The 26799-nt window shown below is 64.4% G+C and carries 22 protein-coding genes and 2 pseudogenes; 6 read left to right on the forward strand and 18 right to left on the reverse strand.

What is annotated here, in order from left to right:
- Positions 1-72 precede the first annotated feature (72 nt).
- From ABIE52_RS10185 to ABIE52_RS10215, 7 genes are all read right to left on the reverse strand, one after another.
- Positions 73-1095 (reverse strand): uroporphyrinogen decarboxylase/cobalamine-independent methonine synthase family protein, encoded by a 1023-nt coding sequence (locus ABIE52_RS10185; protein ID WP_118602671.1) that lies wholly within the window; start codon positions 1093-1095, stop codon positions 73-75.
- Positions 1092-2204, reverse strand: a complete 1113-nt coding sequence (gene mnmA / locus ABIE52_RS10190) for a tRNA 2-thiouridine(34) synthase MnmA (protein ID WP_042447455.1) — start codon at positions 2202-2204, stop codon at positions 1092-1094. The genes ABIE52_RS10185 and mnmA overlap by 4 nt, the downstream gene beginning before the upstream one ends.
- On the reverse strand, positions 2204-3433 hold the full coding sequence (locus ABIE52_RS10195; RefSeq protein WP_058038603.1) for a cysteine desulfurase family protein: 1230 nt from the start codon (positions 3431-3433) through the stop codon (positions 2204-2206). The genes mnmA and ABIE52_RS10195 overlap by 1 nt, the downstream gene beginning before the upstream one ends.
- Positions 3434-3485: 52 nt before the next feature.
- Entirely contained in the window at positions 3486-4385 is a 900-nt protein-coding gene (locus tag ABIE52_RS10200) for a lysophospholipid acyltransferase family protein (protein WP_192712522.1), read from the reverse strand.
- Positions 4385-5221 carry a GNAT family N-acetyltransferase gene (locus tag ABIE52_RS10205; RefSeq protein WP_064075199.1) on the reverse strand — a complete coding sequence of 279 codons (837 nt, stop codon included), beginning with the start codon at positions 5219-5221 and terminating at the stop codon, positions 4385-4387. Before ABIE52_RS10205 ends, ABIE52_RS10200 begins: the two co-directional genes overlap by 1 nt.
- Before the next feature lie 135 nt (positions 5222-5356).
- Entirely contained in the window at positions 5357-6313 is a 957-nt protein-coding gene (locus tag ABIE52_RS10210; RefSeq protein WP_003944698.1) for an electron transfer flavoprotein subunit alpha/FixB family protein, read from the reverse strand.
- Positions 6314-6361: 48 nt separating this feature from the next.
- On the reverse strand, positions 6362-7162 hold the full coding sequence (locus tag ABIE52_RS10215; protein WP_003944754.1) for an electron transfer flavoprotein subunit beta/FixA family protein: 801 nt from the start codon (positions 7160-7162) through the stop codon (positions 6362-6364).
- Positions 7163-7433: 271 nt separating this feature from the next.
- On the opposite strand from ABIE52_RS10215, the gene ABIE52_RS10220 reads away from it, so the two are divergent.
- Genes ABIE52_RS10220 through ABIE52_RS10230 form a run of 3 tightly spaced genes read left to right on the forward strand, consistent with a single transcriptional unit; the run spans position 7434 to position 11010 of the window.
- Positions 7434-8213, forward strand: coding sequence for a class I SAM-dependent methyltransferase (locus tag ABIE52_RS10220; RefSeq protein ID WP_042451468.1), 780 nt, complete (start codon positions 7434-7436; stop codon positions 8211-8213).
- Positions 8214-8242: 29 nt separating this feature from the next.
- Complete coding sequence (locus ABIE52_RS10225; RefSeq protein WP_065455790.1) at positions 8243-9769, forward strand: 1,4-alpha-glucan branching protein domain-containing protein; 1527 nt, start codon at positions 8243-8245, stop codon at positions 9767-9769.
- Entirely contained in the window at positions 9766-11010 is a 1245-nt protein-coding gene (locus ABIE52_RS10230) for a glycosyltransferase family 4 protein (protein WP_003944732.1), read from the forward strand. The genes ABIE52_RS10225 and ABIE52_RS10230 overlap by 4 nt, the downstream gene beginning before the upstream one ends.
- 10 nt (positions 11011-11020) lie before the next feature.
- Here ABIE52_RS10230 and ABIE52_RS10235 read toward each other — a convergent pair whose 3' ends face one another.
- A complete protein-coding gene (locus ABIE52_RS10235) occupies positions 11021-11656 on the reverse strand; it encodes a maleylpyruvate isomerase family mycothiol-dependent enzyme (protein ID WP_065455553.1) in 636 nt (211 codons plus the stop codon).
- Positions 11657-11753: 97 nt separating this feature from the next.
- Positions 11754-12519 (reverse strand): annotated as a pseudogene (locus ABIE52_RS10240) (acyltransferase).
- A gap of 137 nt (positions 12520-12656) precedes the next feature.
- Here ABIE52_RS10240 and ABIE52_RS10245 point away from each other — a divergent pair.
- The gene (locus ABIE52_RS10245; RefSeq protein ID WP_192712523.1) at positions 12657-13964 is read left to right on the forward strand and encodes an outer membrane protein assembly factor BamB family protein; all 1308 of its coding nucleotides are present in this window, start codon (positions 12657-12659) and stop codon (positions 13962-13964) included.
- 1 nt (position 13965) lies between these two features.
- Here the strand turns inward: ABIE52_RS10245 and ABIE52_RS10250 are convergent, their stop codons facing one another.
- From ABIE52_RS10250 to ABIE52_RS10270, 5 genes are read right to left on the reverse strand one after another with little or no spacing between them, the layout of a single operon-like run.
- Positions 13966-15123, reverse strand: coding sequence for a THUMP-like domain-containing protein (locus ABIE52_RS10250; RefSeq protein WP_007729420.1), 1158 nt, complete (start codon positions 15121-15123; stop codon positions 13966-13968).
- Position 15124: 1 nt separating this feature from the next.
- Entirely contained in the window at positions 15125-16141 is a 1017-nt protein-coding gene (locus ABIE52_RS10255) for a class I SAM-dependent methyltransferase (protein WP_003944733.1), read from the reverse strand.
- Positions 16142-16194: 53 nt separating this feature from the next.
- Positions 16195-16974 (reverse strand): enoyl-CoA hydratase/isomerase family protein, encoded by a 780-nt coding sequence (locus tag ABIE52_RS10260; RefSeq protein WP_003944701.1) that lies wholly within the window; start codon positions 16972-16974, stop codon positions 16195-16197.
- A 10-nt stretch (positions 16975-16984) separates the two neighbouring features.
- Complete coding sequence (locus tag ABIE52_RS10265; protein WP_065352360.1) at positions 16985-17803, reverse strand: NUDIX hydrolase; 819 nt, start codon at positions 17801-17803, stop codon at positions 16985-16987.
- A gap of 56 nt (positions 17804-17859) precedes the next feature.
- Positions 17860-18681 carry an ABC transporter ATP-binding protein gene (locus ABIE52_RS10270; protein WP_003944728.1) on the reverse strand — a complete coding sequence of 274 codons (822 nt, stop codon included), beginning with the start codon at positions 18679-18681 and terminating at the stop codon, positions 17860-17862.
- Positions 18682-18732: 51 nt separating this feature from the next.
- Between ABIE52_RS10270 and glgX the strand changes: the two are divergent.
- Positions 18733-20775: pseudogene (glgX, locus tag ABIE52_RS10275) on the forward strand (glycogen debranching protein GlgX); the annotation flags it as partial.
- On the opposite strand, the gene yczE reads toward glgX, so the two are convergent.
- The 4 genes from yczE to ctaD all read right to left on the reverse strand — a co-directional run bounded on the left by yczE (position 20688) and on the right by ctaD (position 25429).
- A complete protein-coding gene (gene yczE / locus ABIE52_RS10280; RefSeq protein ID WP_354541482.1) occupies positions 20688-21482 on the reverse strand; it encodes a membrane protein YczE in 795 nt (264 codons plus the stop codon). The pseudogene glgX and the gene yczE overlap by 88 nt on opposite strands.
- Before the next feature lie 37 nt (positions 21483-21519).
- Positions 21520-22305 (reverse strand): peptidyl-tRNA hydrolase, encoded by a 786-nt coding sequence (locus tag ABIE52_RS10285; RefSeq protein ID WP_063836273.1) that lies wholly within the window; start codon positions 22303-22305, stop codon positions 21520-21522.
- Positions 22302-23522 (reverse strand): phosphoserine phosphatase SerB, encoded by a 1221-nt coding sequence (serB, locus tag ABIE52_RS10290; RefSeq protein ID WP_003944761.1) that lies wholly within the window; start codon positions 23520-23522, stop codon positions 22302-22304. The genes ABIE52_RS10285 and serB overlap by 4 nt, the downstream gene beginning before the upstream one ends.
- A 116-nt stretch (positions 23523-23638) precedes the next feature.
- Positions 23639-25429 (reverse strand): aa3-type cytochrome oxidase subunit I, encoded by a 1791-nt coding sequence (ctaD, locus tag ABIE52_RS10295; protein WP_020907234.1) that lies wholly within the window; start codon positions 25427-25429, stop codon positions 23639-23641.
- A gap of 350 nt (positions 25430-25779) precedes the next feature.
- Here ctaD and ABIE52_RS10300 point away from each other — a divergent pair, with 350 nt between their 5' ends.
- Positions 25780-26775 carry an ABC transporter substrate-binding protein gene (locus ABIE52_RS10300; protein WP_019747891.1) on the forward strand — a complete coding sequence of 332 codons (996 nt, stop codon included), beginning with the start codon at positions 25780-25782 and terminating at the stop codon, positions 26773-26775.
- The last annotated feature ends 24 nt before the right edge of the window (positions 26776-26799 follow it).

Genomic DNA, 26799 nt, shown 5'->3' on the forward strand with positions numbered 1-26799 from the left:
GGTTTCAGTCACAGCTAGAAGATTATCGGTTCACACCGACACACCACACGACTCCACATCGGAACGCACACACTAGAACGCCGACGGATCGTCCACCAATGCCTTGCCGACGTCTGTACACAGCCGAAGGGCGGCACGAGCCCAGTCGAGGTTCGCACCCGAAAGACCGCAACGCGGAGTGATCGCGACCTGGGTCTGCAGGAGTTCACGAGAGAAGCCGAGACGATCTACCAGTGTGACGGCGGGCATCGCACACTCTTTCCACGTCACCGGCTTTTCCGGCGGGGCGGACGGAACCAGACCGAGCGCCAATTCCTTGCCGGCGTCGAACAACTGGCCGATACCGTCGAGATCGCGTGAGCCGATGAGCGACATGTCGAAGCTCACGCCGAACGCCTGGCTTCGCCTCAGTAGATCCCACGGCATGTCTGTGCCGCAACTGTGGACGATTGTGGGCAGTCCGCAACCGCTGATCGTCGAGTCGAGTACGGCGAGTGCCTCGGGTTCCGGCAGTGCCGGAACGCTCTCCATCTTGGTGCGCCCAGGCAGCGAACCGGCCAGAACTGCCGCGATCTGCGGCTCGTCCAACTGGATCACCACTGCGGCGCCGGTGCGGCGAGTGACCTCTGCCGCATGACGCGCGAGACCCTCACCGAGTGATTCTGCGATGTCGCGGAGCGCACCGCGGTCGACGAGAACTCGCGAACCGTTTGCGACTTCGATCTCGGCGCCGAGTGTCAGCGGGCCGGCGACTTGAAGCTTGACGACGTGGTCTCCGCCGACCAAGCGCGCCGACTCCCAGGCTTCCTCGAGCGCATCGAGATCCTGATTCAGAAAGTCCTCGGCTCGCTTCGCGACATTGCCCCGCCGAGGCACGACTCGATAGGCACGGGTCGAGGCGTCGAGGTTGATGTCGACCAGAATTGCCCCCGCCCGGCCGACCATGTCAGCGCCGAGACCGCGGCTCGGCAACTCCACCAGATGCGGGAAACCACCCAGCTCACCGAGGATGGTTGCGGCACTTTCGCGGGCATCCGTGCCCGGCCAGGATCCGATTCCGGTGACGAGACCACCGATGGAAACCTGCTGCGTCACAGTGTGTTCGGCTCGGATTCGGTGCCCGAGATGGTGCCACTGCCGAGAACCTGGTCGCCCAGTTCTCGGTCGGGGCGATACAACACGACGGCCTGTCCCTTTGCGACGCCGGTCAGTGGTTCGCGCAACGAGATCGAGATACCGCCGCTCGAAGTACCGTCGTCGACGGCCTCCGCAACGGCCTGCGCCAGTCCACCGTGCGCACGAACCTGCACCATGCATTCGACGGGGCCCTCCGGCGCCTGGCCCGAGGTCCAGATCGCACGCTGCGCCGAGATGGCCCAGACGTCGAGATTCTTGGCCGAACCCACTCGGACCGTTCCGGTTTCGGGCTCGATCGCGGTCACGTACCGCGGACGGCCGTCACCCGCCGGACCTTCGACGCCGAGACCCTTGCGCTGTCCGATCGTGAAGCCGTGTACGCCGTCGTGTGCAGCGAGGACTTCACCCGAATCGGCGTCGACGACGCTTCCCGGACGAACGCCGATGCGCGCACCCAGGAATGCTCGTGTGTCGCCGGTCGGGATGAAGCAGATGTCGTGACTGTCAGGCTTGTTCGCCACAGCCAGACCGCGCTCGGCGGCTTCCTCGCGGATCTGTTCTTTCGGTGTGTCACCGATCGGGAACATCGCTCGCGAAAGCTGCTCAGCCGTCAGCACACCGAGGACATACGACTGGTCCTTGTCAGCGTCGACCGCCCGGCGCAGGACGCCGTCTTCGAGGCGCGCGTAGTGACCGGTCGCCACGGCGTCGAAGCCGAGAGCGACTGCACGGTCGGCGAGTGCGGTGAACTTGATCTTCTCGTTGCAGCGCAGGCACGGATTGGGGGTCTCACCCGCTGCGTACGACGCCACGAAGTCGTCGATCACGTCTTCCTTGAAGCGATCGGCGAAATCCCAGACGTAGAAGGGTATTCCGAGAACGTCGGCGGCGCGCCTGGCGTCGCCGGCATCTTCCTTCGAGCAGCATCCACGCGAACCCGTCCGCAATGCGCCCGGCGCCGTGGACAAAGCAAGATGAACGCCGACGACGTCGTGTCCGGCGGCGACAGCGCGGGCGGCGGCGACAGCGGAGTCGACACCTCCGCTCATGGCTGCGAGTACTCGCATCAGCGATCCCCTCCACGCGAACCGGCACCGGCAAGACCGGCGGCCCGAGCGCGCTCTACTACTTGTGGAAGCGCAGCGATGAGCGCGTCCACATCGGTGACACTCGACGTATGTCCGAGCGAAAATCTCAGTGAGCCACGCGCGACGGGCGATTCGACGCCCATCGCAATCAAGACGTGGCTGGCCCTGGCCACACCGGCGGTGCAGGCCGAACCGGTGGAACATTCAATACCGGCAGCGTCGAGCAGCATCAACAACGAATCGCCCTCGCAACCGGGGAAGGTGAAGTGCGCGTTACCGGGAAGCCGATCGGAACCGGTCGGGCCGTTGAGCACCGACTCGGGAAGGATCTCCAGGACCCCGCCGATCAAACGGTCACGCAGCTTCGCCAATTCCCTTGTGCTCGAATCGAAGTTCGCGACATTCGCGCGCAGCGCCGCAGCCATCCCGACAACTCCCGCGGTGTCCGGCGTCCCCGAACGCAGATCACGTTCGTGTCCGCCGCCGTGAAGGAGCGGCACACAGGGAACCTGGCGTCCGAGCAGAAGCGCGCCGACGCCGTGCGGACCACCGAACTTGTGCGCCGCGATGCTCAGCGCGGCCAATTTGCTCGCCGCGAAATCGACCGGCAATTGTGCAACTGCCTGAACCGCGTCGCTGTGCATCGGAATCTCGAACTCAGCCGAAATCTCCGCCAACTCCACGATCGGCATGATCGAGCCGACCTCGTTGTTGGCCCACATCACCGTCACGAGTGCTACCTCGTCGGCGTGGACGGAAAGCTCGTCACGCAAGGTCTGCGGGTCGACGACACCGTTCTCGTCGACCGGCAACCACGTCACGCGCGCGCCCTCGTGCTGCTCGAGCCACTCGACGGCGTCGAGCACAGCATGATGCTCGACGGAGCTGGCCAGGATGCGAGTGCGTCGCGGGTCTGCGTCACGGCGAGCCCAGTAGATGCCCTTGACCGCGAGATTATCGCTCTCGGTGCCTCCGGAGGTGAAGATGACCTCCGACGGCCGCGCACCCAGGCTGGCGGCGATCGATTCGCGCGATTCCTCGACGCGGCGCCGGGCCGCACGGCCGGAGCCGTGCAGCGAGGACGCGTTGCCCACGGTTTTGAAGGTATCGGTCATCGCCTCGATAGCGGCTGCCGACATCGGAGTCGTGGCGGCATGATCGAGGTACACCGGAAATCCGGCGTGGGCACTGTGTGCAGGCAGAGTCATGGCTTGACAAGGATAGCCCAGCACGAGAGTTCGACCAGCCTCGCTCAGCAGGCTAAGCGCTCATCGCCGGGGAAGGATCGATTTGTCCCATGGCTTGTGTCACGAGTTCCGGTGCGGGGTCGAAGATGTCGTGAGCTGCCAGATCGACGATGTCGACGCCGCGTACGGCGCTCTCGCATCGCTGCGCGAGATCGGCTCGACACTCCCCTGCCTCCTCGAGCGGAGCCAGCCTGACCTTCACCTCGACGTTCTTCTGACGCAGGATCCGACGGATGGACTGACCGATCGTTTCGGTGCCGACAAAGCAGGGTCCGGTGCACAGGGAACCGTCGGCGTTCTCGTAGCGGATCGCCATCGGCTGAACCGGGCATTCGGCGTCGACGGCTGCTTGGAACATCGCCGGACGAAAACCGCCGTACGCCCGCCCGCACCAGGTCGTCCCCTCGGGAAACACCATCACCCGGACACCTCGCTGCAGGCGTTCGCGAACGACGTCGACGGTTCCGGGGAGTTCACGCAGGCGAGCGCGGTCGATGGGGACGACGCGCATCCGGCGCGCGAGACCGCCGAGCACTGCCCAGTCGAGCAGGTCGGCGCGGGCGACGAAGTTGGCCGGAGCAACGGCGCTCGCGACGAGGACGTCGGTCCAGGACACGTGACCGGCGACAACCATGACCCCGTCAGGTTCCGCGCGCCCCAACCGCTGATCGTCGACCGTCAGCTTCATCCCCAGACAACGAAGCAACGCGCGCGAGTATCCGCGTTGCATCTCAGTACGCCAGGTGCGCGGGAGCAGCCAGCCGGCCGAAAGCACAGGCGCAGTCAACAGTGCGGCACCGACCATGACCCCGCGGGCCATCACGGTGATACTCGACACACCGGGTGCGTCCGCGGGTAGGCACCCGTCGCCGCAGGGGCTCGTCGGCACCCAGTACGGCACCGCCGCGGTCATCAGCCGATCCCCGACTCGTGTGCGGCGGCCGCCGATCGCAGCCGTTCGAGGTACCGCTTGTTGGCGGAGTGAAGGCCTTGCAGCGCAACAAAATCGGCCACACCGAACTCGGGATCGTGGGCGGGCTCCCCGCAGATCATCGCGCCCATCCGCAAGTAACCACGGAGCAACGGCGGCATCGTCACGCGTTCCGGTGCGGCGATCTCGTCGAGCGTCAGACCCCCGAGGACCACCGGGTTTCGTGGGATCACCCGCCGCGACCCCGGACTGGCGTGCTTGTTCATCACGAAGTCACGGACGCCGCGGACATCGGCGCCGGCGATTGAATCGGGGCTTGGCAAGACGGGCACGGAGACGCAGCCCATCACCCACTCGTATCCGGTCAATTCGAGATAGTGCAGGATGCCCGACCACATCAGGCTCAGGACGGATCCGGTGCGGTGCGCGGGATCGACGCACGCGCGACCCATTTCGACGATCCTGTTCGACACCGGATCGAGCGCGGAGATGTCGAATTCGGTTGCGGTGTAATACCCACCCGCCGCCGCGGCGGAATCCGGCGGCAGCATTCGGTAGCAGCCGACGTACTCCTCGGTGATGTTGTCACGAACGAGTAGATGATCACAGAATTCGTCGAAGGCGTCGGCGTCGAGTTCGAACACCCCGGCCGAAGCGGGGAGGGAGAAGCCTGGCTCGGAGGCGAACACTCGGTATCGAAGGCGCTGCGCAGCGACACGATGCTCGCGGTCGGAGGAGACGATCAGGGAATATCTCGGCTGGGCGACCTCACGGCCGAGATTGTCACTCGCGGAGCGAAGGACTGACGTAATTGTCATGCGCAAGGTTTATCGAGCGCGAACGGCGTCTCGGTATCGACGAAGTGACATGCCGATGCAGGCCGGGTGAATAAAGCACTGTGCGCCTTTATCAACCGCGGGGGGTTGATAAAGGCGCACAGCAGTTTGTGCTTTTCAGCCCTTGTGGGACTTCACAGCTTCGGTGAGCTGCGGTGCGACGTTGAACAGGTCGCCCACGATGCCGAAGTCGGCGATCTCGAAGATGGGTGCCTCTTCGTCCTTGTTGACCGCGACGATGGTCTTGGACGTCTGCATGCCGGCACGGTGCTGGATGGCACCGGAAATTCCGAGCGCGATGTACAGCTGCGGCGAGACCGTCTTACCGGTCTGACCGACCTGGAACTGTCCGGGGTAGTAACCCGAGTCCACAGCGGCACGCGAAGCACCGACTGCAGCGCCGAGGGAGTCGGCCAGCTCTTCTACGACGGAGAACTTGTCCGCGCTGCCGACACCACGTCCACCGGAGACGACAACCGACGCCTCGGTGAGCTCGGGGCGGTCGCCGCCGACGATGGGCTCACGCGAGGTGACCTTGACGGCACTCTCGTCCTGGGCCGGAACCTCGACGGTGATCTGCTCGCCTGCGCCGGCCTGCGGAGCAGCCTCGACTGCGCCCGGACGAACCGAGTAGACGGGAACGTCGCCGTTGGCCTTGGCCTCGACGGTGAACGCGCCACCGAAGATGGAGTGGACGCCGGTGCCGTCAGCCTTGATCTCGATGACGTCGGTCAGCAATCCGGAGCCCAGACGTGCAGCCAGACGACCGGCAACCTCTTTGCCCTCGGTGCCGGCTGCGGTGATGACTGCTGCCGGGCTGGTGGACTCGACCAGAGCGGCGAGAACGTCGACCTTGGGGGTGACGAGGTAGCCGTCGATGTCGTCGGACTCGGCGACGTAGATCTTCTCGGCGCCGGCTGCTGCCAGAGCGTCGGCGAGCTTTGCTGCGGTGCCCGCGGGGCCGGCGACAACTGCCGACGGCTCACCGAGTGCGCGTGCAGCGGTGATGAGTTCGGTGCTGACCTTCTTCAGCGCACCCTCTGCGTGCTCTACGAGCACAAGTACTTCTGCCATGACTTAACTCTCCCTGAGTTCTTCTGCTGGATGTCTAGAAGGGCGCGATCAGATGACCTTGTTGCTGACGAGGTACGCGGCAATCTTGGTGCCACCGTCTCCCTCGTCGACGATGCGCTCACCAGCGGTACGGGGGGGCTTGGGGGTGGAGGACGTCACGGTGGTGCCGGCGTTGGCAACTCCGACGGTCTCCGGGTCGACTCCGAGGTCGGCCAGCGTGTAGACGAGAACTTCCTTCTTCTTCGCGGCCATGATGCCCTTGAAGGACGGGAAGCGCGGCTCGTTGATCTTCTCGGTGACCGAGACGATCGCGGGCAGCGAAGCCTCGAGGCCGAAGACGCCCTCGTCGGTCTCGCGCTCACCGGTGATCTTGCCGTCGGCGACGACGACCTTGCGCAGCTGCGTGAGCTGCGGGATGCCCAGATACTCGGCGATGATGGCCGGAACAGCGCCGACGCGGCCGTCGGTGGCCTCGTTGCCGGCGATGATCAGGTCGGCAGGCTCGTCGTTCTCGAAGGTGATCTGTCCGAGAGCAGCAGCGAGCGTCCATGCGGTCTGGATCGCGTCGGAGCCGTGCAGTGCCGGGTCGTTGATGTGGACGGCCTTGTCGGCGCCCATCGAGAGAGCCTTGCGGATCGCGTCGGTGGCGCGGTCGGGACCTGCGGACAGCACCGTTACCTCACCGCCCTGAGCTTCCTTGATAAGGAGTGCTTCTTCGACGGAGCGCTCGTTGATCTCGTCGAGGACTGCGTCGGCGGCTTCACGGTCAAGCGTGTAGTCGCCGTCGGTCAGCTTGCGCTCGGACCATGTGTCGGGGACCTGCTTGATCAAAACAACGATATTCGTCATGGGTCTTCGTCGACCTCCTGTGTGTAATTCACCTGATAAATCGTCTGTGGTGCTCGCGCAGTCCGAGCGTCCGATAAGAGAGTCCGACAGGTCTCCCTACGGGCGAATTTCTCGGTTCACGTCGGCTGTGCGTTAGATTACCCCACGTTAAGTTACCGGTGGGTAACTTAACGTGGAACCTCGTCCACCATAACGGCACGAACAGGAATTGACAGCAGTGATCTGGACCACGGCGAACACGTTCTACTCGGATGGCACTAATCTCGCACGGGTGAGTGAAACGAGTGTCAGCAACCACGAGGACGCACCCCTGCCCTTGACGGGCGAACGAACCGTGCCAGGAATCCCCGAGGAGAACTACTGGTTCCGACGCCACGAAGTGGTGTACCGCGCACTTCTGGAGCGCTGCACGGACCGCCGAGTCCTCGAGGCCGGTTCCGGAGAAGGCTACGGCGCCAACATGATTGCGGACGTCGCAACAAAGGTTACCGGCCTCGACTACGACATCTCCGCGGTCGAGCACGTCCGTGCCCGCTACCCCCGCGTCGAGATGCTCCACGGCAACCTCGCCGAGCTTCCACTGGCGGACAACTCGGTTGACGTCGTCGTCAATTTCCAGGTGATCGAGCACCTGTGGGATCAGGGTCAGTTCCTGCGCGAATGCTTCCGAGTTCTCGCTCCCGGCGGTGAACTTCTCATCAGCACCCCCAACCGGATCACCTTCTCCCCCGGCCGCGACACGCCGCTCAACCCTTTCCACACTCGTGAGCTCAACGCCTCCGAAATGACCGAATTGCTCGAAGACGCCGGATTCCGCGTTCAGTTGATGACCGGCGTCCACCACGGTTCGCGCCTGAAGGAACTCGACGCCAAGCACGGCGGATCGTTCATCAATGCGCAGATCGACCGCGCGTTGGCCGGCGAGCCCTGGCCGGAAGATCTCACCCGCGACGTCGAGGGCATCACCGTCGACGACTTCAGCATCAGCGAACCCGACATCGACGACAGCCTCGACCTCGTCGCTATTGCCGTGAAGGAAACCGGCGAGTGAGTAACGCAACACCCGTCACCGAACCGGGGATGTTCGCCCTGGTTCTGCACTCCCATCTGCCGTGGCTCGCCAACCACGGCAGATGGCCAGTCGGCGAGGAATGGATCTACCAGTCCTGGGCTGCGTCGTACATTCCGCTCGCCGCCGCGCTACGACGCCTGGCCGACGAGGGCCGATCGCACCTGCTGACGCTGGGAATCACGCCCGTACTCGCGGCCCAGTTGGACGATCCCCACTGCCTCGCCGGGATGCATCACTGGCTCGGCAACTGGCAGATCCGCGCCCACGAGGCTGCCGGCATGCCGGACGCGGCGCACCGCGAACTCGGCGCGCGCGAACACCGGGCGTCAGCTGCCGCTCTCGCAGATTTCGAGACTCACTGGCAGCACGGCGCCTCACCGGTGTTCCGCGACCTCATCGATCGCGAGGCCTTCGAGCTTCTCGGCGGGCCGCTGGCCCACCCGTTCCAACCGCTGCTCGATCCTCGCTTGCGGGCGTTCTCCCTCCGCGAAGGTCTCGCCGATGCGCATGCCCGGTGGAATCACACTCCGACCGGGATCTGGGGACCCGAGTGCGGGTACACCCCGGGCATGGAGCGCGGGTACGCCGAAGCGGGCGTCACCCACTTCATGGTCGACGGCCCCGCCTTGCGCGGCGACACGTCCCTCGGCCGCCCGGTTCGAGAATCCGACGTAGTTGCATTCGGCCGCGACCTGCAGGTCAGCTACCGCGTCTGGTCCCCCAAGTCCGGATATCCGGGTCACGCCGCCTACCGCGACTTCCACACCTACGACCACGAGACGGGTCTCAAGCCGTCGCGAGTCACCGGACGGACCGTCGACTCCGCCGACAAGTTGCCGTACGACCCCGAACTCGCTGCGGCCGCCGTCGACAAGCATGTTGCCGACTTCGTCGAAACCGTTCGCGCGCGTCTGCGCAGTGAATCCACCCGCATCGGCCGCGACGCCCTCGTGGTCGCAGCTTTCGACACCGAACTGTTCGGGCACTGGTGGCACGAAGGTCCGCAGTGGCTCGAAAAACTCCTGCGCGCGCTTCCCGAGGCCGGAATTCGCGTCGGCACCCTCGCCGACGCCAAGGCATCGGGATACGTCGGCGAACCCGTTCAACTCGAGGATTCGTCCTGGGGATCGGGTAAGGACTGGCGTGTCTGGGCTGGCGATCAGGTGTCCGACCTGGTGCAACTGAACTCCGAAGTGGTGGAGACCGCGCTCGGCACCGTGGACAAGTCTCGCGGACGCAACAACGCACCCGGACGACCGGAACTGCGAAACCGGGTCAACGATCAGGTACTTCGCGAGACACTGATGACAGTTTCGAGCGATTGGGCATTCATGGTGAGCAAGGATTCGGCCGCGGGGTACGCCCGCGAACGCGCACACAAGCACGCCCACGCGACCAGGGAAATCTCCGAAGCGCTCGTTTCCGGCCGCGATGCCGTCGCCGAGCGACTCGCCGAAGGCTGGAATCGCGCCGACGGGTTGTTCCCGGGACTGGATGCTCGCCGTCTACCTGACACAGAACTGAGTCCGTCGTGAAAATTCTCATCGTCTCGTGGGAGTACCCACCGGTCGTCGTCGGCGGCCTCGGCCGACACGTCCACCATCTCGCCACCGAGTTGGCGGCTGCAGGCCACGAGGTCGTTGTTCTCTCGCGTCGCCCCTCCGGCACGGATGCGTCGACGCACCCGACGATCACGCACATTTCCGAGGGCGTCCTTGTCGTCGCAGTGGCCGAGGACCCCGCGCACTTCGTCTTCGGCGAGGACATGCTCGCGTGGACCCTCGCGATGGGTCACGCGATGGTCCGTGCCGGGATGGCGCTGCACAAGCCAGGAGTGGGCGAGGGCTGGCAGCCCGACGTCGTGCACGCGCACGACTGGCTGGTCGCACATCCGGCGATCGCCCTGGCCGAATTCTATGACGTCCCACTGGTTTCCACACTTCACGCCACCGAGGCGGGTCGCCACAGCGGCTGGATCTCCGGACGCATCAACCGCCAGGTCCACTCCGTCGAGTGGTGGCTGGCAAACGAATCCGACTCTCTCATAACTTGTTCGGCGTCCATGCAGGAAGAAGTGACCGAGCTCTACGGCCCGACGCTGCCGCCGATCACCGTCATCCGCAACGGAATCGACGTGACCACGTGGAACTTTCGCGAACGTGGACCGCGATCCGGACCGCCGAAACTCCTCTTTGTCGGCCGCCTGGAATACGAGAAGGGCGTGCAGGACGCCATCGCAGCACTCCCCCGAATCCGTCGTAGCCACCCCGGCACGACCCTCGCGATCGCGGGCGAAGGCACCCAGTTCACCTGGCTCTACCAACAGGCACGCACGCATCGCGTCGCGCGGGCGGTGGACTTTCTCGGCAACCTCGATCACACGGAACTGCTCAGCTGGCTGCACGGAGCGGACGCCATCGTCCTGCCGTCGCGCTACGAGCCGTTCGGAATCATCGCCCTCGAAGCGGCGGCGGCCGGCACTCCGCTGATCACGTCCACCGCAGGCGGACTGGGCGAAGCCGTCGTCGACGGGGTGACGGGGATGTCCTTCCAACCGGGCGACATCGCCGGGCTCACCTCGGCTGTCCGCGAGGTACTCGACGATCCCGCCGGGGCGCAGGAACGGGCAGTGGCCGCCCGCGCACGCCTGACATCGGACTTCGACTGGCATCAGGTCGCCGAGGAGACTGCTCACGTCTACGCGGGCGCGAAGCGTCGGGTGCGGCAGCCGTTGGCACGGCCACAGATTCCCGAGCGGCCGCTCCCTGGTCGCTGACGCGCTGACCTCAGCGGGTCGGGAGGGGCGCGGTGAAACGAGAACTCGCATCCCCGAGCAGATGGCCTGGTGGCATCATCCGGCCGCACAGCACGAGCAGGAGATCCTGCGCCGCCCCGTGAACCTCGGCGCCGGCACCGTACGTCCAGTCTCGGTCGTCGGCGCGCAGCCGAGCGCCGTCGAGGTCCGTCCCGAAATACTTCAGGGTTTTGGGCGAGAGTCCGCTGAGCACGCGAGTGAGCCGGTCTTCGGGCACCACGTAGTCGTCGCCGAGTGCCACGCGAATGTCCTGACCGTGGATCACGTCGTGCGAGAGCGCACCCTCGAAGCCGCCGCCTGGAGGCTTCCACGGGTGTGCAACGTTGTCGCGAAGCGAGGCAAGCAGTTGTCGCTCACCGACTTCGGACGCATCGGCGAGCGCTCGCCGGTTCGACATCTTGTTGAAGTTTCCGCGTGACTTGACCATTTCCACGACGAATCGCGGCGCCGAGTATCGGTAGGGCATGGTGATGTGCGCGATCACTTCGCGGACCCGCCACCCCTCGCACAGGGTCGGCGCGTTCCACTGCTCCGTGCTCAGGCCTTCGAGAAATCCCACCAGTTCGCGGCGCTGCGCCACGACCCATTCGGGTGTCTGTTCGCTCATGTCGGCACTCCTTTCACCGGCGCAGACTTTCGGCGCCGATACCGATACAGACCGGTTGCGGCGCCGAAAGTAATCGCTGGTTCTGCCAAAAAGTGAGCTACGACGTCGACGACGCGTCGGCAGCGTCCGCAGCAGCCTTCTTGCGTGCGATGTCCTCGAGCGCCGCGATGTACTTTGCACGATCGGCAGCGCCGGCTTCCCAATCGGACTTGCGGTTCTTGACCGCCTTCGCGGGCGAGCCGACCGCGATGCTGTAGTCCGGGATGTCTCCCTTGACGACGGCGTGCGCCCCGAGGACACAAACCGCGTCCGACGCGGGTATTTCGCAGCACGGTGACCTTCGCTGCCACCCACGTGTCCGGGCCGATACGGACGGGGCCCTTGACGATGCCCTGGTCCTTGATCGGTGTGTTGATGTCGTCCATGCGGTGGTCGAAGTCGCAGATGTAGCACCAGTCGGCTACGAGCGTCGACGCACCGATTTCGATGTCGAGGTACGTGTTGACGACGTTGTCCTTGCCGAAGACGACCTTGTCGCCGATGCGCAGCGAGCCTTCGTGGCAGCGGATCGCGTTGCCGTCACCGATGTGCACCCAGCGCCCGATCTCGAGGCGGGACAGGTCGGGGGTGGAATGGATTTCGACGTTCTTGCCGAGGAACACCATGCCGCGCAGGATCACGTGCGGGTTGGCCATCTTGAACTTGGCGAGACGGTAGTACCGCACCAGATACCAGGGTGTGTACGCCTTGTTCGCCAGAACCCATTTGAGGGAATCGACCGTCAAGAACTTGGCCTGATCGCTGTCGCCTCGGCGTGATCCCCGCCATCGAGTGCGCAACGGTGCGCCCCACATGCTCGTCATGAGTGTTCAGCCTACGTGGGGCCGACTCACCGACCCTCGGGGTGTGCCCCGTCACGTTGCCCCGGTCGGGATAGTCTCTGGTCCGGGCTTGTGCAGTTACCGAGGGCTCTTGATCAAGTGAAGGCAGGGAGATTGTGATGCGGCGGGTCCTACGGTCGTCCGTGATGGTGTCGACGGCGATCGCTGCGGCCCTGATCGCCGGTTGCGGCAGCGACGACGGACGGGTGGACCGGTACGCGTCGGCGGGTTGGCCGGCCATACATGCCGACGCCCGCAACAGCGACACGAGCCCGGTCACCGGATCACGCGATGTCGAGTTCGCATGGTCACGCCCTCTCGGCGGTCCGGTTGCCGCGTACGCCTCGGTGGCCGCGAACGGCCAGAGCTTCGTCACCGCCCGCACCGAGAACGGCTGCAATCTCTTCTCGTTCCAGATGGATACGGGTCGCAAGAAGTGGTGCGCTCGACTCAACGACGGAGTAGTCGCCTCGACGCCCATCGTCGACACTGCCACCAATGTCTACGTCGGCGAGAGCGGCGCGATGATGTCCTTCACCGAGACTGGTCAATTGCGTTGGCGCACGCTCGTTGTGGGCACTCCTCTCTCGTCACAGTTCACCGGCGACGGAAACCTGTTGTTCATCACCCAATTGGGTCAGATCAACGTGCTCAACCCGCAGACCGGCGCAAAAGTGGTTCCGTCGTTCGACCTGATCCCGCCGCCGTCGATCGACCAGGGCGCGAATGCAGAACTCATTCCCGACAACAAGGGTTTGAACGAGTGCTTCCTCGGCACGTCCGGCTGCCCGGTGGCCAATACCCCGGCAGTGGACCTGGGCACCGGCAAGTTCTACTTCACCTTCTACGGACCCAGTTCTCAGGCAGCCGATCTGGTCGCCATGAAGTACACGGGCGGCGACAATCCGTCCATCACCCGCGAGTGGTCCACCGACGCGCTTCCCGGTGGAACGGCGTCGAGCCCGGACCTGTCGAAGGACGGCAAGACCGTCTACGCCACCGACAACAACGGATCTCTCTGGGCAGTGAACGCCGAAACCGGTGACACCAGGTGGAGTTACGACATCGGCTTCAACTCGGCCGGTAGTGCCTCGACGTCCGACGACGGTTTGATCATTCCCGCCGGCGGCGACAAGGGCCACCTCCTTGCCGTGCGCGACGAGGGAGATCACGCCGAACTGGCCTGGGAACGTAAAGACCTTCTGCAACTGGGCGTTCCGGCGCAGACCGCCGGCAACACCGGATACACCGTCGTCCGCGAGGGTGAGAACGGACTGAGCCTGATCACCTTCGACACCGAAACCGGTGAGACGGTGGATCAGGACACGTTGCCGGGAGCAGTCGGCTTCACCGTCGGCACCTCGATCGGCCCCAAGGGCGAAGTGTTGACGCCCAGCGCAATCGGTGAGCTGTTCGTCTTCAAGTGAGCTAGCGGGATGCCTCACAGATGAAGGCCGACGCCGATCGCCCGATCCGTACGATCACGACGCTCAGCGCAAGCGAGCCCTTGAGCTTGAGCCGTGGACGCAGCACTGCCGGGTCCACGTCGACTCCTCGCACCAGGATTTCGGCCACACCGCAGTCCCGCTTGGACAGTGTCTGTTTGAGCAGTTTCTCGGAGTACTTGATCTGCTCGAGGATCCGGAATCCGCGAACTCCCTCAGGGACGCTGTCACCGGTCAGATAAGCGATGCGTGGATCGAGCTGCCAGAGGCCGTGTCTGGCCGCGTAGTGGCGCACGAGGCCCGCGCGCACTACCGCTCCGTCCGGGTCGATGATCCACTCCCCCGGCGCTTGCTCCGGAATCACGTCGTCCTCGGCGTCGGTGATCGCCCACCCGCTCCCGTCGGAGCGAAGCACCGAAGCTCGGCGCGTGACGCCGGACTCGGCCAGTCCCGTCGACCACAGGCAGGCTTCCTTTACGCCGCCGTCGAGCGAGACGACCTCGACTTCCCCGTCCCAGCCCAGATTGTCGAAATCGAGTCCGGGAGCACACTTCACCGCGAGATCACGGCCGGAGTACGCCTCTATGAGGTCCGGTAGAGGTGGCATCAACGCTGCCGGATCGTGAGTGCGGCGACCGCCCGATCGCCGTGCGGGGTCTGCCAGTACGACGGTGTCGCGTGTCGTCGGGCGGAGCGCGTCGGCCCGCAGCAACGCTGCGCTCGGCACATTGCGCTGCGCCATCGCCAGGCGAACGGAATCGATGTCGCTGCCGATCACGCGATGCGCAACTCCGGTCAAGGCATGCAGTTCGGCGCCGATGGAGCACGTCACGTCGTGGACGTCGCGCCCGATCAGACGCTGCGCGCGGTGCGCCGCCACAACACCGGGAGTGGCCTGCTGCATCGCGTCGTCCGTGAACAACCACTGATCACTGCCGGGCAGTTTCGTAACGGCCTTGCGTCGAAGCAGGACGGTGTCCACGAGCGCAGGCATGTGATCACCGAAACGAGTACGCGTCCGGCCGATGTCGGCCAGACGCGTACGCGTGGACAGTTCGAGCTGATCCACCTCGGCCAAGGCAGCTACGCCGGAATCACTTCCGAGATAGTCGACGTCGCCGAGGGTGAAGTCATAACCCAATTCAGTTGCCGGGCTTCACGCCGGTGATCATGACGTTGTAGAAGAATCCGCGAGGAACGACGTGGCGGAGCACCTTCTCGTCGACCCAGCTGAGCGTCTTCCAACCACCGAAAGCGAAACGCCCCCAGCCCCAACCGAGCTTCTCCGGCGGAACAGCCGCTTCGAAGGTACGGACAGGCCAGCCGAGAAGCGCCGCGGCGAATTCCTCGGTGGCAGCGTGGACCTGATCGGCGCCCGCAGACTTCGCCATGTTCTCGAGGTCGGTGGGGTCGAACGTGTGGATGTCGACGACAGCTTCGAGAGCTGCTGCACGAGAAGACTCGTCGAGTTCCTCTTGCGGACGACGCCAGTCTGCGAGGAACGGCAGCTTGGTCACGCGTGTGGTTGCTTCCCACGTCGCGCGGCCGAGCCAGCGGGCGTAGAAGTTGCCGACAGTGGTGGGCTCACCGGCGAAGACGAAACGTCCGCCGGGCTTGAGGACACGAAGGACCTCACGGAGCGACTTCTCGACGTCCGGAATGTGGTGCAGCACGGCGTGGCCGACCACCAGGTCGAAGGTGTTGTCCTCGTACGGAATGGTCTCGGCATCGGCAACACGGCCGTCGACCGGAAGGCCGAGGCTTTCGGCATTGCGCAGTGCGACCTTGACCATACCGGGCGAGAGGTCGGTGACCGAACCGGTCTTGGCGACTCCACCCTGCATCAGGTTCAGGAGGAAGAATCCGGTGCCGCAACCGAGTTCGAGCGCGCGCTCGTACGGGAGCGGCTGATCGCCCGCGACGGCGTCGAAACGACCACGTGCGTAGTCGATGCAGCGCTCGTCGTACGAGATGGACCACTTGTCGTCGTAGGTTTCGGCTTCCCAGTCGTGGTAGAGCACCTGGGCGAGCTTGGTGTCCTTACGAGCGGCCTCGACCTCTTCGGCCGTGGCGTGCGGCCGCGGCGCGGGGTCGACTACCGAGGTGTCGGTAGCGGCGGGCGGCGTGACGGTTGCGTCGTCATTCGGGCTGGCTGTCATGGCGGCTATCCTACTCGCTGGTAAGAGATGAACAAGTTCTAGTTTAGGGGAGCCTACTCGCCCGTGAACTCGGCCTTGCCCGGACCGTTCGCGATGAACGACTCCATGCCGATCGCCTGATCCTTGGTCGCGAACAATCCGGCGAACAGATGCTGCTCGATCTTGAGCCCGGATTCCAGGTCGGTGTTCAGACCCTCGTCGATGGCTGCCTTGGCAGCAGCCAACGCACGTGACGCTCCCCCGACGAACTGCGAGGCCCATGTCCGGGCCGCGGTGTACACGTCGTCGGGAGCGACGACCTCGTCGACCAAACCGATGGCCAACGCCTCGTCAGCCCCGACGAAACGGCCGGTGAAGACCAGATCCTTGGCCTTGGCCGGACCGATCAGACGAGCCAGACGCTGCGTTCCGCCGCCACCGGGAATGATTCCGAGCAGAATCTCCGGAACTCCGAGCTTGGCGTTGTCTCCGACGATCCGGCGATCGGCCGAGAGTGCAACTTCGAGTCCACCACCGAGTGCGTATCCGGTGATCGCGGCAACGGTCGGCTTCGGGATGGACGCCACGGCGCCGAGCCCGGCCTGCATGCCACCGATCGCGTCACGGATCTGGCCGTAATCCATCTCGGCCATTTCCTTGACGTCGGCACCGGCTGCGAAGACTTTCTCGCCGCCGTAGACGATGACGGCCTTGACTGCCTTGTCGACGGTCGCAGCGTGTGCGGCAGCAGCCAACTCGTCCTGAACCTGACGGTTCAGAGCGTTCATGGGCGGACGCGCCAGACGGATGGTGCCGATGCCTTCGGAAACCTCGAGAGTCACAAATTCAGCCATGGTCGAGAGGTTACTTTGCCGCCTTGACCGACCACGGATGCGGCCCGGCGACGTAGTAACCGTCCTGGTTCGGGAACTCGACGCGCAGCGTTTCCTCGTCGGTGATCAACGTAGGCAGGATGACGGGAATCACCGGCTCGGCTGCGAGTATCTCCGCCACCGAACTGAACTTGGCCAATTCGGTCAGCTGACTCCACGTCGGCGGCAACAGGATGCTGCCACCCTCCCGCCAGTGCGCCAGCGCGTCCTGCGGGCTCTGCCAACGAACCTCGGCGGCCTCGGAGGTGACGCCGTCCGCGATCTGTCCGGTCGGTGACGCTGCGACGAAGAAGCGCGTGTCGTAGCGGCGGGTCTCGCCCACCGGCGTGATCCAGTTCGCCCACGGCCGCAGCAGATCCGTTCGCAGGACCAGGTTCTCCTTCTTCAGGAAATCGCTGAACGACAGCTCGTGCTTTTCGAGAGCTACTCGGTCCTGTGCATAGCCGGCCGTGTCCGCGACGACCGTGTCAGCCGTGGGGCCGGCCAGCAGGACACCGCACTCCTCGAAAGTTTCCCGCACCGCAGCCAAGACGAGAGCCTTCGCCCGAGCAACATCCGTGCTGAACCGCTCGGCCCACCACTCGACCGACGGCCCGGCCCACTCGACCTCGGCCGTCGCATCGGACTTGTCGACGCCGCCTCCGGGGAAGACCGTCATGCCCCCGGCAAACGCCATCCCCTGTACTCGTTGAAGCAGGAAGATCTCGATACCGGATTCGGCATCGCGCACCAAGATGACGGTCGACGCATCCTTGGGCTCGGGGACAGCGTTTGCATTCTCGTTAGCCATGCTTCGCGAACCTACGCGATCTGTGATCTGGGCCGCATTTCAGGTCCCACTGAAGCTCACGCGCGATGAGCTCCGGACGGTCTCGCGCGGCGCGCGAAGTATCGGCCGTCCGCCTTGTCGAGGCTGATGGACTGGCTGAATGCCGCGCTCAGATTTTCGGCGGTGATGACGTCGTCCAGAAGCCCCTGGGAGACGACCTCCCCTTCCTTGAGAAGGAGTGCGTGGGTGAATCCCGGCGGGATTTCCTCGACGTGATGGGTGATCAGAACGGTAGCCGGGGCGTCCGGATCGGCAGCCAGTTCGGCGAGTCTAGCCACAAGTTCCTCACGTCCACCGAGATCGAGCCCGGCGGCGGGCTCGTCCAGGAGAAGAAGTTCGGGATCGGTCATCAAGGCTCGCGCGATGAGGACGCGCTTGCGCTCGCCTTCGGAAAGCGTCCCGTACGTCCGATCCGCCAGGTGCTCGGCGCCGAGGCTTTCGAGCATCTCCACAGCGCGCGAGGTGTCCATGGATTCGTACTCCTCGCGCCACCGACCGAGAACGGCATAGCCCGCCGACACGACGAGGTCGCTGACCTTCTCGTCGCCGGGCACGCGGTTCGCCAACGACGACGAGGACAAACCGATTCGCGGGCGCAACTCGTTGACGTCGACCTTGCCGAGAACTTCGCCAAGGAGGTGGGCAGAACCACTGGTCGGGAAAGTCTCACCGGCCGCGATACGCAGCAGCGAGGTCTTGCCGGCACCATTGGGTCCGAGCACCACCCATCGCTCGTCCAGCTCCACTTTCCAGGTGACGGGCCCCACGAGAGTGGACCCTCCCCGACGGATGAGTACGTTGTCGAAATCGATGAGCAGATCTGGATCAGGTAGCGGCACCCGAACATCTTCCCGCACATTCTCCGGCCGTTCACGGCAGGATCATCTTGCGTGTCGCCTCTCATCGAAACTCACACCCCGACGCCCGGGTCTCCGTTCCCACTCGGCGCCCACATCGTGGACTCCGGAACCCAGTTCGCGGTCCACGCCCCAGCTGCGTCGAGCGTCCACATCTGCCTGATCGACCAGGACGGAAACGAAGATCGCGTCGAACTTCGGCAACACACGTACGGAATCTGGCACGGAATCATCTCCGGGATCGGTGCGGGGCAGCGTTACGGAATTCGGGCGTCCGGCCCGTGGAATCCGCGCGCCGGGCTGAGACTTAATCCACACAAGCTGCTCGTCGATCCGTGGGCGCGCCGCATCGAGGGGGATCTCGGTGATCACCGTGCCCTCCTGTCGTACGCCGACGATCCCTTCGGCGACCCGTCGACGGTCGACTCGCTCGGCCACGTGCCGCTGTCCGTGGTGACTCCCGGCCTCGCGCCCGCCGGAGCCCGCCTCGAGACGCCGTGGGAGGAAAGCGTCATCTACGAACTGCATGTGGGCGCGTACACCGCCAGTCATCCAGGAGTACCCGCCGCCCACCGTGGAACGTACCTCGGCCTGACGGCACCGGCCGTGATCGATCACCTCGTCTCACTCGGCGTCACCGCCGTGGAACTGCTTCCCGTACAGGCATTTCTGACCGAACACAGCGTCCGCGAGCGAGGGATGCGCAACCACTGGGGATACTCGACGGCGTCGTACTTCGCCCCGCATCCCGGATACGCGGCAACTCCGGGCGGCGAAGTCACCGAGTTCCGGATCATGGTCGACGCACTACACGCGGCAGGCATCGAGGTCATCCTCGACGTCGTCTACAACCACACCTGCGAGCAGAGTGTCGACGGAATCAGTGTCAGCTGGCGAGGTTTGGACGGCCCCGGCTATTACCTTCTCGACGGCGACGGCCGCGACATCGACCTGACCGGGTGCGGCAACACGGTCGACGCCTGCTCCCCCATCGCCGTCCGCATGATCACCGACAGCCTCCGTTACTGGGCCACCGAAATGGGTGTCGACGGCTTCCGATTCGATCTTGCGAGCGCGTTGGGTAGGCCGCGCGGCGGAGGCTTCGACCAGCGGGCGTCCATCCTGTCCGCCATCTCCTCCGATCCGGTACTGACTCGGTGCAAGCTCATCGCCGAACCGTGGGATGCCACTGCAGACGGTTACCAGGTCGGAAACTTCGGACTCCAATGGTCGGAATGGAACGACAAGTACCGCAGCACCATTCGCCAGTTCTGGAACGGCGGCTCCAGCGTCCGGAAGGTCGCGTCGCGCCTCGCCGGTTCCGAGGACATCTTTGCCGGCAGCGGCCGTCGCCCCTGGGCGTCGATCAACTTCGTCACAGCGCACGACGGGTTCACCGCCGCCGATCTGGTCGCGTACAACCACAAGCACAACGAAGCCAACGGTGAAGACAATCGTGACGGCGCCGATCACAACGATTCGTTCAACCACGGAATCGAAGGCCCGAGCACCGATCCCGAGATTCAGGACGCCAGGGCACGTCATGTACGGGCGCTACTGGCCACGCTCGTGCTGTCGACAGGCACACCGATGCTCACCGCCGGAGACGAGTTCGGCCACAGTCTCGGCGGAAACAACAACGCGTATTGTGTTCCCACACTTGCCTCCCCAGCCGATTCGTGGGCCCTGGACTGGACGGCGGCCGATCAGTCGTTGGTGCAGTTCGTCTCCCGAGCGTTCGGATTACGCCGAGCAGCACCAGCGTTGCGTCAGCCCGAATTCTTCGAAGGCAGAAGAAGACTGGAGCACCCGGACCTCGTCTGGTTCGACGCTGCCGGCGTCGAGTTCGACGACACCGCATGGTACGACGAGAGTCACCGAACGCTGCAGGCCTGGATCGACGGAGCCGACGTTCGGTCTCACACTCGGACCGGGCGCCCGCTCGGTGACGACAGTTGGCTCCTGATCCTGCATTCCGGTGGACCGGTTCAGGTCACCGTCGGCACTCCGGAATGGTTCGACGACACATTGACTGCATCGTTCGATTCGACGTCACCGACCGGCGAACCCGCTTCCACGGCCGAAGTTCCCGTCGGCACGGAGATCTCATTGACCGGCCCCACGGTCTTGGCCTTACGTTCCGTGACACGTCCTCCGGTCACCGCTGCTGTCATGGAATCCGGCAGCACCTTGATCAGGAATTGAATGGTCGGTCCGATCCCGAAGGCGTACAACACGGTTCCGATGCCAACCGTTCCACCGAGGAGCCATCCGGTAGCGAGGACCGCGATTTCGATGCTGGTACGCACGAGCCTGACCGACAAGCCGGTGCGCGCCACCAGTCCTGTCATCAACCCGTCGCGGGGGCCCGGCCCCACGCCCGCGCCGATGTAGAGAACGCTGGCCAGTCCGTTGAGGAGGATTCCCGCGACCATGATTATGGCTCGAACTGGCATGGAATCAAAGACCGGCAAGAAGGCCAGTGAGGTATCCACCGAGATGGCAATTACAACGACATTGGCGACCGTTCCGAATCCCGGCCGCTGACGGATCGGAATCCAGAGCAGCAATACCACCGCACCGGTAATCGCAGTGATCACGCCGAAACTGAGCGAAACATGCTCGGCCACGCCCTGATGGAACACATCCCAGGGATCCAGACCAAGACCGGCTGTGATCATCATGGCCATCGAGAAGCCGTACAACCACAGACCAACGAACAGCGAGGCGAATCTCCGTATCAACACCCGACCATCTTGATGGCCACTGGACTGTTCATCCATAGCCAAGTTGCCGATACTGGACTGGTCGGTTGCGTCTCTACGGAACCGCGATGACTGTCATGGAGCCTGGTGCCACTTCCGTGAAACCAGCGTCACGAACCGCGACGGCCTCCGACTTCTTCAGCCGAACTACTGCTTCGGCCCACTGTTCCGGGCTCGCGTCGCGCACCGAGCAGCGAAAGTCGTTCTGCGCCCAGGCCCAGCACTGTTTCTCGGACATGGCCGCCGCCAACAACATCGAGGCATGCCCGACCTGTGCCGACGCCTTGCCAACCGTCATCTCGAGCGCCGAGTCGATCCACAGCACCGGAAGACCAGGCTCCGGCGGGCCAGGCTCGTCGTGCTCGAGATCGGTCCCACCGATCTGCAACTTCTTGATTCGCGGGTCCAGTTCTCCGACCGGCCCGGGAACCAGAGCCCGCGCCTGCGCGCCATCCACATCGACGGTGATTCCCGGTACCTCCTGCGCGGCGAGCCACTGCGCTCCTCGCGCTCGACGAGACACCTTCCTAATCCGGGCACCCACCCACGCCGAATAGTCCTCGTGCCAGGGGCCGGGTTCCCCGTCTTCGGTAAACCCGACGCGTTCGTCCAGACACAGAGCCACAGCCGCCGTTGCCGCAGCCTCGAGCAGTGCGGTGCGCTTGGGCGGGTCTGCCTTCGGAATGTGCAGAACGATCGGCATCGCCAACACCAGTGCCGGATCCGCGGGATCGTCTCGCCCTCCGTACCCAGCAGCCAGCACCGCGTGGCGCTCGCGCCAGCGCGAATCGGGGCCGGACATCACAGCTGGATCGGAACTGAATGCTGGATCGGAACTCATGGAATCGGTACGCGTCGCACGCCACCGTCGACGGCGTCCGCAGCCTCGACCTCGTCGCGGGTCACACCGAGAATGAACAGCACAGCATCGAGGAAGGGATGCGACAAAGCAGCGTCCGCGACCTCCCGCAACGCAGGCTTGGCGTTGAACGCCACGCCCAGGCCCGCGGCGTTGAGCATGTCGATGTCGTTGGCACCGTCACCGACGGCGACGGTCTGTTCCATCGGCACACCGACCTGATCGGCGAACTTGCGCAGCGCAACGGCCTTCGCGGCGCGGTCGACGATTTCACCGATCACACGTCCGGTCAGCTTGCCGTCGACGATTTCGAGGGTGTTGGCGTGCACGAAGTCCAGTTCGAGTTCGTGTGCGAGGCCTTCGATGACCTGCCGGAAGCCACCCGACACCACGCCGCAGTGGAATCCGAGACGGCGCAGGGTGCGAATCGTGGTTCGCGCACCCGGCGTCAGTTCGATGCTCTCTGCCACCTCGTCGATGACGGAGGCGTCGAGACCGGCGAGTGTCGCCACACGCTGGTGCAGTGATTCGGTGAAGTCGATCTCGCCGCGCATCGCAGCTTCAGTGACGGCGCGGACCTCGTCCTCGACGCCGGCCTTCGCGGCGAGCATCTCGATGACCTCGCCCTGGACGAGCGTCGAGTCCACGTCGAACACGATCAGACGCTTGGCCCGGCGAGCGAGACCTGCGCGCTCGACCGCGATGTCGACGTTTTCGAGAGCGGCGACCTCGGCGAGTCCGGTGCGCAGCTTCGCGTCGCCGTCCGCCGTATCGGCCGCGCTGACGCTGAGTTCGAGGCCGGTGACCGGATAGTCGGCGACACCACGGATGGAATCGATGTTTGCGCCCTGCTTCGCGAGTTCGCGTGCCACCGATCGCATTGCGCGAGCATTGACCGGGCTACCGAGAACAACGACCGCGTGGGTGGACACCGCGGGCCGTCCGGGATCGGCACCGATTTCGATGTCGACGTTCATTCCGACCGTCGCCATCGCCTGTTCGAGTTCTTCCTGAAGCGCTTCGGGATCGTTCGGGCAGGCAACCATGACACCGAGTGTCAGTCGACCTCGAATCACCACCTGCTCCACGTCGAGTAGACGCACATCGTGCCGCGACAGCGCCGCAAACAGTACCGAGGTGACGCCAGGGCGGTCCGGCCCGGTCACAGTCACCAGAACAGTGGTGTCAGAGGCACCCACCGAAAACTCCGATCGTTTCTTCGTTCGCGTCTTGATCGTCACTATTGTGCCAAGCGAAAGGCCCCACCCGTTACTCGGGCGGGGCCTTCGCTGATTACTTCAGTGTGTTACTTCGCTCAGGAGCGGCTGTCGGTTCCGGGGTCGCCTTCGTCCCCGACCGTGAGCGGCTCGTGACGAGCATCTTCGAGCACGGTGCTGGCGTTCTTCCCGCCGTGGCCGGGGCCGACGTGCGCTTCCGCGCGCATCCGCTCCACCATGTGCGGGTAGTGCAGCTCGAACGCCGGACGCTCGCTGCGGATGCGCGGCAACTCGGTGAAGTTGTGACGCGGCGGCGGGCAGGTGGTTGCCCACTCCAGCGAGTTTCCGTAACCCCACGGATCGTCGACGGTGACCACCTCGCCGTAGCGGTAGCTCTTGAAGACGTTCCAGATGAACGGAAGCGTCGAGGCACCGAGTACGAAGGCAAAGATCGTGGACACCGAGTTCAGAACCGTGAACCCGTCCGAGGGCAGGTAGTCGGCGTAACGACGCGGCATACCTTCGGCACCGAGCCAGTGCTGAACGAGGAACGTGCCGTGGAAACCGACGAACGTGGTCCAGAAGTGCCACTTGCCGAGACGCTCGTCCATCATGCGACCGGTCATCTTCGGGAACCAGAAGTAGATACCGGCGTACGTGGCGAACACGACCGTGCCGAAGACCACGTAGTGGAAGTGGGCGACGACGAAGTAGCTGTCGGTGACGTGGAAGTCGAGCGGCGGGCTCGCGAGGATGACACCCGACAGACCACCGAAAAGGAAGGTGATCAGGAAGCCGATCGAGAACAACATCGGCGATTCGAAGGTCAACTGCCCCTTCCACATCGTGCCGATCCAGTTGAAGATCTTCACACCTGTCGGCACAGCGATCAGGAACGTCATGAACGAGAAGTACGGCAGGAGAACAGCGCCGGTTGCGTACATGTGGTGGGCCCACACTGCGATCGACAGAGCGGCGATGGCCAACGTTGCGTACACCAGGCCGCTGTAGCCGAAGATCGGCTTACGGCTGAAGACCGGGAAGATCTCCGAGACGATGCCGAAGAACGGCAGCGCGATGATGTACACCTCGGGGTGACCGAAGAACCAGAACAGGTGCTGCCACAGGAGCACACCGCCCGTTGCCGGGTCGAAGATGTGCCCACCGAGATGGCGGTCGACGAACAAGCCCATGAATGCAGCGGTCAGCAGCGGGAACGCCAGCAGGATCAGGATGCTGGTGATGAAGATGTTCCAGGTGAAGATCGGCATGCGGAACATGGTCATACCGGGTGCGCGCAGGCAGATCACGGTGGTGACCATGTTGACGCCACCGAGGATGGTGCCGAGGCCGGCGACGGCCAGACCCAAGACCCACAGGTCGGCGCCGACGCCGGGGCTGTGCAGCGCGCTGGTCAGCGGCGTGTATGCCGTCCAACCGAAGTCTGCTGCGCCACCGGGCGTGACGAATCCGGCCGTCGTGATGATCGCACCGAACAGGTACAGCCAGTAGCTGAACGCGTTCAGGCGCGGGAACGCGACGTCGGGTGCACCGATCTGGAGCGGAAGAATGTAGTTCGCGAAGCCGAAGACGATCGGGGTCGCGTACAGCAGCAGCATGATCGTGCCGTGCATGGTGAACAGCTGGTTGAACTGTTCGTTGGAAAGGAACTGCATGCCGGGTACAGCAAGTTCGGCACGCATCATCAGTGCCATGAGGCCACCGATGAGGAAGAAGGCGATGGAAGTCGCCAAGTACATGATTCCGAGCACCTTGGGATCGGTGGTCGTGATCATCTTGAAAATGAATGAGCCCTTGGGTCCCTGCCGCGGCGGGTAAGGCCTGGCCGGCGCTATCGTGGGGACTGGCTGGGGCGCTACGGCAGTCACTGATCCTCCTGAATGTGCCTTTGGTCGCTCCGCAGACTCCGTCAAAGAGCCCTTGGTTGCGCCCGCAGGGTCCGTCGCCCGGGCTGCGGACAACGGCTTCTGGCTTGCGCTCATCGAATCGTAGACCGTGACTCCGAGGCACCGCGACCCGGTCCTACTCTGCGTCGTACTCGAGCATCCGTTTTTCACGGCACCGAACGAACGACCTGCGGTTTATGTTCCCCCGGGAGTCCGAACCCACTTCCGAATCGGCGTGTCGTGCGCGTCGAAGAATTCGGTCGGTGTCCGTTTTCGGCCAACCCCTCCACTGATAAGGTCACCCTCGCCTAACTCATCTCAGGAGCCAATCAGTGAAATTCTTTCCCCGCCGCGCCGCGCTGGTAGCCGTCGCAGCCTCGATCGCCTTGGTCGTTCCAGCCTGCTCGAGTAACGACGAGCCCGCTGCAACCACCACCTCGACCGAGTCGGGCGCATTCCCCCGCACGATCGAACACTTCCGTGGAAGCACCGAAATCCCGGCAGCACCCCAGCGGATCGTCGCGCTCGACAACAGCTTCACCGACGCCGTCCTTCTCCTCGAATCCCCGCTCGTCGGCTACGTCGACTACCGCGAGCCCGGTCTTCCCGACTACCTCGGATCCTCGCGGGAGGAATTCGCCGCGGACGCCGTCTCGGTCGGCACGGTCAGCAGTGCAAGCCTCGAGAAGATCGCCGCACTGCAGCCAGACCTCATCATCTCCGCCGAGGTCCGCGACGGGAAGAACTACGAGCAGCTCTCCGCAATCGCACCCACCGTCTTCACTCAGACGACCGGCCCGACGTGGAAGGACAACATCCGCCTGGTCGGTCAAGCGCTGGGCAAGGAGTCACTGGCCGAGGCGAAGATCACCGAGTACGAAACCCGCGCAGCCACCGTCGGCAAGGAAATCAACGAGAAGGCGAACAACCCGGTCATCTCGGTAGTCCGATTCGCCGGTGAACCGACGGCACGCCTCTACCGCACCACCTCGTTCAGCGGCATCGTCCTTCAGGACGCCGGATTGAAGCGCCCGGACAACCAGGGACCTGACCCCGCCGATGCCGGAAACATCATGATGAAGATCAGCCCCGAGCTGATCAACGAAGCCGACGCGGACGTCATCTTCATCAGCACCTGGCAAGACGCCGAGGGCAAGAGCGCCGAAGCTGCGAAGCCGTTCCTCGAGAGCCCGCTGTGGCAGACCCTTCGAGGACGCAAGGTCGACGTGGACGATTCACGTTGGATGTCGCCGGTCAGCATCCAGGGCGCCCACATGATCCTCGACGACCTCTCGGACACGTTCGAGGTGGACAAGCAGAACAGCTGAGTCGAACAGCTAACCTGAACGGCG

The organism is Rhodococcus sp. OAS809, assembly GCF_040546695.1.
GTDB lineage: Bacteria > Actinomycetota > Actinomycetes > Mycobacteriales > Mycobacteriaceae > Rhodococcus_F > Rhodococcus_F qingshengii.